This is a genomic window from Rhizobium sp. BR 362 (genome assembly GCF_036528765.1).
Classification (GTDB): Bacteria; Pseudomonadota; Alphaproteobacteria; order Rhizobiales; family Rhizobiaceae; genus Rhizobium.
Genome location: NZ_JARWGH010000036.1, coordinates 36716 through 45989, shown reverse-complemented (window position 1 = coordinate 45989; position 9274 = coordinate 36716). Strand labels below are relative to the sequence as shown.

Here is a 9274-nt window from a genome sequence, read left to right as displayed (position 1 = left end):
TAATATCTCCCCGTTGGCGGGAGGCGGAACCCCGAAAGGGGCGTGAACGGCAAAGCCAAACTCCTATACGAGGTCACCGGCCAGAACCGGGCCTCAAGATGGTCGTTCGGTAGCAGGCGAAGGCTAATCTCCTTAACAGGGTCCAATGCCCTAATTTTCGATCCAGCCTGAAACCTATCCGCCTCTCCCAACACCTTTAACAGCATCGGGCGCATCTGCCGCTCACCGACCATTCATGCCATCTCCTTAAACCGTATAGGAATGTGCTTTGAGAATTCTGCATCTTCGTCCCGAACGCCAGAGCCGTGAGGTGCAAAGTAGTGAGCGAGTTGAGTTCACCGGCTGAGATGTGCCTCAAGGCTTACCGTCGAAAGGACTGGCCGGGAGCACATATCAGTGTTGAAAGGAATGGCTTACCCTTCGCACCAGGCCTGAAACTCTTGGCAGCGGATCACCGAATTGATGCCGAGCCACGCAAACGGCTCTGGTGACGGTGCCGAGACCGTTTTCACAGCAGGCCGAAGACAATCCTTCCTCGATCTCGCCGAACGCCGGCACGTGATTGCGTTCGAAGGGTAGGCTCTTAAGGCGAGGAGACTTGGCGGCATGTTCGCGCGGCAGAAAGTTGGAACCGGCGCGGGCCTAGCTCTTGGCATCCAGGCAAAAATTCCACCGCCTGATCGTCCCAGACGCAGGCGATGACGCTGCCGCCTAATGCGGCAGCGTCTCTGCGACTACTTTGCGGCCTTGGCTTCGGCGATCCACTTGTTCCATTCGGACTTGTGTGCCCCGATCCAATCGGTCACATGCTTCATGATCTGGTCGTTGGATTTCTCGCCATCGTTCACGAGCTTGTTTTCAGCATTGATGTCTTCGATGGGGATTTGCGCCAGCTCAAACCATTTCTTGGCCGACGGATTGGCATTCACGAAGGCGGTATTCGCGATGACCATTTGATCATTCACCGGAAAACCGAGATTGCCCAGACCCGGAACCGTGGTGTTGTCCGTCTTGCCGTCGGGAAGATCGGTTTTCTTGACGTTCAGCCAGACCACTTCCTTGCCCGGCCGAAGCACAGCCGAAACCCAGAGCGGCGTCCAGGTGTAGTAAAGGGTGGGCTTGCCTTCCTTGATCCGCTCGATCGCATCCGGGATGATCGAGAAATAACCGCCCTGCTGATGCTCGACAGTGTCGCGAAGGCCGTAGGCATCGAGCTGATGTTCGATCACGCGTTCACAGCCCCAGCCGGGCTCGCAGCCGTAGAGGTCGGCCTTTCCATTGCCGTTGGTGTCGAAAAGCTTTGCCTTTTCCGGGTCTTTCAGGTCTTCAAGATATTTGATCCCGGTTGCGTCCGCTGTCTTCTTGTCGATGAGATAGCCCTGCAGGGAGTTGCTCGTGAGCTTTCCAAGCCGGATAAGCTTTGCGTCGCCGCCAGCTTCCTTCCAATAGGCTTCGTGGAGCGGCTCCCAATGCGCCGCGTAGAAGGTGAGATCGCCGTTCGCCACTGCGACGTGGGCAAGCTGGACCTGAGTTTGCGTGGGCTCGGCAACATCGTATCCGAGGTCTTTCAGCCCCTGCGAGACAATGTAAGTCTGGAAGAGTTCTTCAGTGATCCCGGACCAGGCCGGCTTTACTTGATCGGCTGCCGACGCGACGCTGGCCATTGCCAAAAATGATGCCAAAAGGGCAGCAGCAGTGGACTTTATCTTCATGATGTCAGTTCCCTTTTTTTGGATGACGCTCATCCTTCCGAACCGTGCAGCGCTGAGCGTCTTTAGCTCTGCTTTCCAATTTTCCTCCCGAGGAGTGATGAGATTGGTAACACATGTATTTCGAACTCAACGCCGCAAAAAAGTAGCCCGTCAGGTGACTTTAATGCACTGATCTCATTGCGTTGTTTGCCCTTGGTGAACGGATGCCGTCGCCCCGCCGCACGTGGATGCGACGAGGTCGTTCTGACCGAAATTTGCTCGCTGCTGGGGGATCGCAGACCCGCAAAGTGCCGAATGCGGCGCTTTACTGGAATGGGGTATGTTGCTTCTTCTTCCGAACGCCAATTGTCTTCATAGATTCCAGTCTCGTTTGCTGGGGGCTACATCCGTACAGAAGACGGTAGCATTTCGAAAAGTGAGTGGCCGAGACAAAGCCGCACGCGACCGCAATGTCGACGATCGGTTTGTTGGTCGCCTTTATCAGTTGCCTCGCCCGGTCGAGACGCAGCTTGACGTAATATTTATGCGGGGAGGTGCCGAGATAGGTCTCGAACAGACGTTCGAGCTGCCGCCTGGAAATCGTCAGAATATCCGCAATCCGGTCGAGCGAGAGCGGTTCGTCCAGGCACTTCTCCATCAGCGCGAGCGCTTCACGAAGCTTGTTGCTGGTGCAGTGAATGGCCCATGGATACCAACCCGTCTGTCGATGCGTCCGATCCCTTGCTCCGTCGGCGACATTGCGTTTGCAGACATCCACCGTGAGATATGTGCCGAGCGTCTGCTCGAGAAGCGCAACGGCCAGATCGAAGGCGGAGGTTTCCCCCGCACAGCTCCATATGCCGCTGTCTCCCGTGTAGATAACGTCGGTCACCTTTGGTCCGTTGAATGTCTCCGCAAAGGCGGCCAACTGTTCCCAGTGGATAGTGCACTCGGTGTTTTTCAGCGCACCCATTTCGGCCAGCAACCACGTGGCCGTTCCAAGCGCGACCACCGGTATATTCTGCCGGATGCAGAGCCGCAGCGCGCCAGACAGCTCTGCCGGCGCGCCGAGTTGCGTGGTGCCGTCCGCGACCAAGACGACCATTTCCGTGCGCGCTGAGGATGCCATTTTAGGCATGGCGTCCGAGAACTGGAATTGCGTCGGCATCGCCAATCCAAGGCTGCAGGTTTCGGAGACGCCCGATCTGCTTGCGAAAGTCCAGACGAACCTCCGCCTTCCCAAAATCGCGTTTGCCTTTTCGAACGGCGCGAGAAACGAGGATAGGCTGAGCAACGAGAAGCCGGGGAACAAAAGCACCGCAATCGTCGCTGTGTCCTGCAGACCGCGAGAGAGCGACGGGGCAGACGTAATCGCCTGACCCGCCAAGTTCGCTACTTCATCCTCCGACCATTCCGATATCCGTCTCATGTCTCCGCTCCCTTGCGAACGCGGCGTGCGAGGCAATGCGAAGGATCAATGATCTTCGTTCAGCGCGTCGACGGCAGGGATTTCGCGGCTGCGGCGGTCGATGTACGCACGCAGTTCCTCGTCGACGGATTCGTCGAGTTTGGGCTCCTGATACTCAGACAACAGGTATCGTGCCTGCTCCAGCGCGCGCTGCTTGATATCCTTGGACCCGTCGGCAATCCATTGCTCGATCGAGTTGTTGTCGAAGAGTCTCGGGATAAAGAATGCCTTTTCGAAGTTCGCCTGGGTATGCGGATGGCCGAGATAGTGCCCGCCAGGGCCGACGTCGCGAATGGATGCCAGCGCCTCGTCGAAGTCGTCCCATTTGATGCCTTCGGCCATGCGGTAGCCCATCGCGCAGACTTCGGAGTCCACCATGAATTTCGCGATCGAGCAGTGCATTCCCGCCTCGTTCCAGCCGGCCGAATGCCAGATGTAATTCGCGCCAGACATCAGGACTGCCATCATCGTCATGGCGCTTTCGTAGCCCGATTGAGCGTCGAACATCTTCGCGCCGCCCAAGAGGTTCGAGGTACGCCAGGGAACGTTATAGCGGCGCGCCATCTGGCCGATCATGAAGTTCATCAGGGAAATTTCGGGCGTTCCGGCCATCGGCGCGCCCGACTGCATCGAAACGGTCGATAGATAGTGCCCGTAGATCGCAGGGCATCCGCGGCGTACGACTTGCGTATAAGCGAGCGCGGAGAGAGCCTCGGCGTTTAGCTGGGCGACCGCGGCCGCGGTGGAGGCGGGAGTGTTGGCGCCGCCGAGCACAAAGGGCGAGCAAAGAACCGGTTGGTTTCGCCGATTGAACGCCCGCATGGCGCCCAGCATTGTCTGGTCCCAAACCAGGGGCGAGTTGCCGTTGCAGTTTCCGGTGGCGACCGCATGCGTTTCCATGAATTCCGCGCCGAACAGGATCGCACACATATCCAGCACATCTTCCGCATTCTTGGGCGACGTCGTCATACCCATGAACATCTTGTCCGAATATTTCATCGACGAATAGGTTATGTGGAGGTGGCGGTGGGCCACCACGATGTCCATAGGCTCGACGATGTGGTGCGCCGACGAGTGCAGCGCGGGCATCATGTGAGCGAGTTTGTGGAATGTCCCAAGGTCGGCGATCGTCGGCCCGCGGCGGACGTCATCGAGGTCACGCATGTAGGGTGCGCCCGTCATCGGCACGAAAATCGATTTCTTGCCGCCGAGCTCCACATTGTTTTCCGGATTCCGGGCGTAGTATTTGATGTCGGACGGGATGGTCTTGATGAGGTCCATGACGAGGGCGCGGTCCAGATGGACCCGCTCGCCCCTGACGTCTGCCCCCACGCCCTTCCAATCCTCAAGTGCGATCGGATCGCGGAAAACGACGCCGACCTCTTCGAGGATATCCAGCGAAGCGTTGTGAATCAGCTCGACCTGCTCTTCGCTCATCGGCTCCGTATTGGGAAGTCCGCGCTTCAGCGTCGGAAGCATCTGGAATTTCGGAGTGGTCCGTAGCATCCGGCGGGCGTCTCGGCCGCCCCTTCTTGCCGCGTTGGGTTGCACGCTCATAGCGCCTGTTCTCCCCTGAAATATTCTCTTGATGTGCGGGAAACTCGACGTCGCGCACAGACAAGACTAATGACCGAGGCCCGCGGAATAACCAAATGCAAAAGTCTCACGCGGCAGTTGACTATTATGCTAGCGTGCTGACTCGCCACTGCCTTCGGAGTTGAGGCCCTATGGTTCGCAGGTTTTACGACCTCCCATCGTTGACAACGCTTGCCGTCTTCGAGGCATCGGCGCGCCATCTGAGTTTCAAACTGGCAGCCAGCGAGCTGAACGTGACGCCGGGCGCCGTCAGCCGTCAGATCAAGGCGATCGAAGACGAGGTGGGTGTGCCGCTATTCGTCAGGAATGCGAAGGGTGTGGCCCTCACCCCTGAGGGGGAAGAACTCTATGGTGTGCTGGCCAGCGGATTTTCGAAGGCTTCGGAAGTGGTCCGCTCGATCAAGCGCGGCGATCGGGCGCGAAACGTGACAATCGCTTGCACCGACGCGTTCGCGACGATGTGGCTGATCCCGAGAATGCCTGACTTCTGGCGTCGACATCCCGAAATTGCGGTGGACCATCTCATTTCCGATAACGCCAAGGACTATCGACGAGCCGAAGTCGAACTTCGAATACGCTATGGGTTCGGCGCATGGCTCGATGAAACCGCAGAACTGTTGTTTGACGATACGATCTATCCAGTATGCGCTCCGGGTTTTGCTGCCGAACACGAAGGCGTCACCGCCGCGGGCCTGGGGGAATTGCCTCACCTGCATGTGGATTGGGTCGATCCGGATTGGGCAGGATGGGACGAGGTTTTGCTGCGGGCCGGAATCCCTCACGGTCACGGCGCCGGCCGGCGGTTCGGCAAATTCAACGTTGCGCTACAGGCGGCCATGGCGGACCAAGGCGTCGCGATCGGGTGGGACCGCTTGGTGCGCCATCTCATAGACGAAGCAAAATTGGTGCGGATCACCGACCTGGTGATCCCCGCACCGGGCGCATATTATCTGACCTGGAACAATAACCGCGAGCTTTCGGTCGCGGCTACTGTGTTTCGCGATTGGTTGCGCGAAATGGCCGAGCAGGAGCGGAAGATCACGCCCAACAAAATGGTATCAGCCAAAAGACAGGACTGGTGAGCCGAGCTTCGACCTATCCGGGTTTACGCCAAGGCCTGGTCCCGTCGGGACTTTGATGCGCCCGCCTTCGATACGAACGGGATTTTCCTGGTCGTAATGTCCTTCGATATAGGGCGCAGCGATCCAGGAGCCTTCGAACCTTGATGGCGCAACGGTGGCGCCCACGTGCACGCAGGCCGCGGCGATGATGTCGCCGCCCCAGGCGTCGTCGCAGGTATGCGGCAGGCCGCGCGCATCGCAGATGTCGCGGACGGTCCTCAAGGCCGAGATGCCTCCGAGGCGGGTCAATTTGAGGCCAAAACCGTCCACCAATCCTCCCGAAACCGCGCGCATCACGCTGTTCACGTCCTCCGCCAACTCATCCATGTAGACCGGATGGCAAAGCTGATGGCGAACGGCCGCGATCTCCTCCATCGTATTGCAGGGTTGCTCCATCACCATGGAGATATCCCGGCAACGCTGCGACAGGAACATCGCGTCCCGGCTCGTCAGGCTTCGGTTCGCATCGGCTGCAATCCTTATCCCAGGTTTGATCGCCTCCTTCACCTTATGCAGCGTCTCGATGTCTTCCTCGACATCGCGACCCCCGATCTTGAGCTGAATGCGGGCATAACCTTCCAGTTGGCGCTCCCGAGCTTCCCTCGCCATTTCGTCTGGTGAGGCCGTGGTTATCGAATAGTACGTCGGGATCGTGTCTCCGGTGGCTCCACCGAGAAGGTCGCAGACGCGTCGGCCGTAGCTTTTGCCTGCGATATCCCAGGCAGCAATGTCGACCGCCGCCTTGGCATAGCGGCTGCCGTTGAGCGCAGCGTCCATGGCGCGGTTCAAGTGGCCAATATTCCGGGGATCGAGGCCGATGAGACCGGGGCCGATCTCCTCCAGGGCGGCACGAGCGCCCAACATGTGATGCGGTTGATAGACCGGTCCGACCGGACATGTTTCCCCGTAGCCAGTGATGCCTTCATCCGTGACGAGCTCGACCACAGTGCTCTGCAGGAACGTCACCGTCGCGGACGCCATTTTGTATCCGCCCGCAACCGGCAGATCGACATTATATACGTTTATTGCCGTCAGCTTCATCGAGATCTCCATCATTGCAGATGAGCCGAAGCTACGGCGTTTAGCCCGCCCGATGAAAGCTGAAATAAAGTCACCTGACAGTCTATTTTTTTGCGCCGGGTAAAGAACGCCGGATGTGCTATTCAAAATTATTAACAAGACCTAATAAAAAGAGGGAACATAATGGCGGACTGCGGAATTCTTGACCCGTTTGCTTGTGGTAAGCTTCCACTTGCGGATTGGATGACGGTCGGTCTCAGATGGTTGGTGGAGAATTACCGCCCCTTCTTCCAGGCCGTGAAAGGCCCTATCGACTCGATGCTCCAGTCGTTCTCGGCTGCGCTCAGCGCGGTGCCCCCGACGGTGGTGATCGTCGTGGTCACGCTGGTGGCCTGGCAAATCGCGGGCATGCGGTTGGCTGTCGGGCTGGCTGCGACCTTGATCTTCGTGGGCTTCATCGGGGTCTGGCCGGAGACCATACTCACCTTGTCGATCGTCCTGACCTCGCTGATCTTCTCCATCGTGATCGGTCTCCCGCTCGGCATATGGGCGTCACGCTCCGAAACGCTTCACGCGATCCTCCGACCCCTGCTCGATGGGATGCAAACCATTCCGGCCTTCGTTTATCTGGTCCCCGTCGTCATGCTCTTCGGTATCGGCAACGTGCCGGGAGTGATCGTCACCGTCATATTCGCTGTCGCGCCCGTTATAAGGTTGACATATCTCGGGATGAAGCAAGTACCGGTCGACGTGGTCGAAGCGATGCGGGCCTTCGGTTCGACCGAGTCTCAGCTACTTTGGAAGGCGCAGTTGCCGTTGGCCTTGCCCACGATCATGGCGGGCGTCAACCAGACTCTGATGATGTCGCTTTCGATGGTCGTCATCGCTTCGATGATCGCCGTCGGCGGCCTCGGCCAGATGGTGCTGCGGGGCATTGGACGTCTCGATATCGGCATAGCGACGGTCGGCGGTCTCGGAATTGTCGCCCTGGCGATCGTGTTGGACCGCCTGACGCAGGCGCTCGCGAAACCGACGAAACGGGGTGAATGGCTCAGGCGTGGGCCGGTCGGCCTCATCCGGTCCTGCATCAGGAGCTCTTATGGCCCTGCCGGTCAGGACGTGCCGCAATCGTCGGCCATCAAGAATTGAGGAATGCACCCATGACCGAGACAGTCATCGAATGCACGAACGTTTGGAAGATTTTCGGCGAAAAGTCGAAAGAGGCTCATAGGGCCATCAACGATAACGGGCTGAGTAAGAGAGAAATACTGGAACGATACGGCTGCGTCGTCGGCGTGGTGGACGTCTCGTTCACGGTGGGAAAAGGGGAGATTTTCTGCATCATGGGGCTTTCCGGTTCCGGAAAGTCCACATTGGTCCGGCATATCAATCGCCTTATCGAACCGACAGCGGGCGAAATTCGCGTTGCCAATCAGAACGTCAACTCGCTGCAGGGGCCGCAGCTCAGGCAACTGCGGTCTCAGAGCGTGGGAATGGTCTTCCAGAACATGGCCCTGCTTCCACACCGTACGGTGACCGACAACGTTGCTCTAAGCCTGGAGCTACGTGGTATGAACCGGAACGAGCGTCACGAGATCGCAGCCGAAAAGCTCAAGCTGGTGAGTTTGGATGGCTGGGGCGATCGCTTCCCCGATGAGCTATCGGGCGGAATGAAGCAGCGCGTCGGCCTTGCGCGGGCAATGGCCGCGGATCCGGAGATCCTGCTGATGGACGAGCCGTTCTCCGCCCTCGATCCACTTGTCAGACGACAGCTCCAGGAGCAGTTCCTCGAACTATCGAAGGTGCTCAAAAAGACGACCGTATTCATTACGCATGATCTGGACGAGGCGATCCGCCTCGGAACGCATATCGCCATCATGAAGGACGGACGGTTCGTCCAGGTGGGAACTCCCGAACAGATCGTGACGGAGCCGGCGGACGAGTACGTCGCCGATTTCGTGAAGGGAATTTCCCGATTGGAGTTGGTCTCCGCCGGAAGAGTGATGCAACCTGTCGGAGCGACCCATCTTTTCGCGTCCGGTCCAACGGTCCTTGCAACGGACAAGTTGTCGAGGCTCCTGCAAATCGCCAAGGAGCATGATGGCGAAATCACCGTTCTCGACGGCGAAAGGCCCGTCGGGGTGATTTCTCGGCACGATCTCCTGAATGCGGTCAGCGGATGATTTCGATCTCGACCGAGCTGGTCCGATAGACCTCCCAACTTGTCGGATTTCTCCTAGTTCCCGGCAAGTGCCTTGCTGGCAATGACAGCGTCATTGCCAGCATTTTTCTGCCAGCGGCGTCCCGATGTTCTCGCCCGCCGCGGAAAGGGATGGCACCAATGCTCGCCGTGACGTTGATCGGCGTATTGTTCGACA

General features: G+C 58.4%; 8 protein-coding genes and 1 pseudogene. 3 read left to right on the top strand and 6 right to left on the bottom strand.

The genetic code is table 11. The annotated features are described in order from the left end of the window. The 5 genes and pseudogenes from QDY28_RS26455 to QDY28_RS26435 form a co-directional block, all read right to left on the bottom strand. A partial coding sequence (locus QDY28_RS26455) for a hypothetical protein (RefSeq protein ID WP_331383797.1) occupies positions 1-233 on the bottom strand: 233 nt, incomplete at its 3' end. Between the two features lie 180 nt (positions 234-413). Beyond that, a pseudogene (locus QDY28_RS26450) lies at positions 414-603 on the bottom strand (FAD-dependent oxidoreductase); the annotation flags it as partial. Positions 604-734: 131 nt separating this feature from the next. Next, on the bottom strand, positions 735-1712 hold the full coding sequence (proX, locus tag QDY28_RS26445) for a glycine betaine/L-proline ABC transporter substrate-binding protein ProX (protein ID WP_331384337.1): 978 nt from the start codon (positions 1710-1712) through the stop codon (positions 735-737). Positions 1713-2016: 304 nt separating this feature from the next. After that, the gene (locus QDY28_RS26440; protein ID WP_331384336.1) at positions 2017-3120 is read right to left on the bottom strand and encodes a GlxA family transcriptional regulator; all 1104 of its coding nucleotides are present in this window, start codon (positions 3118-3120) and stop codon (positions 2017-2019) included. Between the two features lie 45 nt (positions 3121-3165). Continuing rightward, positions 3166-4716, bottom strand: a complete 1551-nt coding sequence (locus QDY28_RS26435; protein WP_331384335.1) for a trimethylamine methyltransferase family protein — start codon at positions 4714-4716, stop codon at positions 3166-3168. A gap of 170 nt (positions 4717-4886) precedes the next feature. Here QDY28_RS26435 and QDY28_RS26430 point away from each other — a divergent pair, with 170 nt between their 5' ends. Beyond that, positions 4887-5837: a LysR substrate-binding domain-containing protein gene (locus QDY28_RS26430; RefSeq protein ID WP_331384334.1), complete on the top strand. Its 951-nt coding sequence runs from the start codon at positions 4887-4889 to the stop codon at positions 5835-5837. Here the strand turns inward: QDY28_RS26430 and QDY28_RS26425 are convergent. Further along, positions 5814-6917 carry a mandelate racemase/muconate lactonizing enzyme family protein gene (locus QDY28_RS26425; protein ID WP_331384333.1) on the bottom strand — a complete coding sequence of 368 codons (1104 nt, stop codon included), beginning with the start codon at positions 6915-6917 and terminating at the stop codon, positions 5814-5816. The two genes, QDY28_RS26430 and QDY28_RS26425, sit on opposite strands and share 24 nt — an antisense overlap. A gap of 162 nt (positions 6918-7079) precedes the next feature. Between QDY28_RS26425 and QDY28_RS26420 the strand changes: the two genes are divergently transcribed. Further along, on the top strand, positions 7080-8045 hold the full coding sequence (locus QDY28_RS26420; protein ID WP_442967594.1) for an ABC transporter permease: 966 nt from the start codon (positions 7080-7082) through the stop codon (positions 8043-8045). A gap of 11 nt (positions 8046-8056) precedes the next feature. Further along, the gene (locus QDY28_RS26415; protein ID WP_331384331.1) at positions 8057-9079 is read left to right on the top strand and encodes a quaternary amine ABC transporter ATP-binding protein; all 1023 of its coding nucleotides are present in this window, start codon (positions 8057-8059) and stop codon (positions 9077-9079) included. Positions 9080-9274 lie beyond the last annotated feature (195 nt).

Bases quoted from the DNA above. Each gene is read 5' to 3' on its own strand.
- proX (WP_331384337.1), bottom strand. From the start codon at position 1,712: ATGAAGATAAAGTCCACTGCTGCTGCCCTTTTGGCATCATTTTTGGCA.
- QDY28_RS26440 (WP_331384336.1), bottom strand. From the start codon at position 3,120: ATGAGACGGATATCGGAATGGTCGGAGGATGAAGTAGCGAACTTGGCG.
- QDY28_RS26435 (WP_331384335.1), bottom strand. From the start codon at position 4,716: ATGAGCGTGCAACCCAACGCGGCAAGAAGGGGCGGCCGAGACGCCCGC.
- QDY28_RS26430 (WP_331384334.1), top strand. From the start codon at position 4,887: ATGGTTCGCAGGTTTTACGACCTCCCATCGTTGACAACGCTTGCCGTC.
- QDY28_RS26425 (WP_331384333.1), bottom strand. From the start codon at position 6,917: ATGAAGCTGACGGCAATAAACGTATATAATGTCGATCTGCCGGTTGCG.
- QDY28_RS26420 (WP_442967594.1), top strand. From the start codon at position 7,080: ATGGCGGACTGCGGAATTCTTGACCCGTTTGCTTGTGGTAAGCTTCCA.
- QDY28_RS26415 (WP_331384331.1), top strand. From the start codon at position 8,057: ATGACCGAGACAGTCATCGAATGCACGAACGTTTGGAAGATTTTCGGC.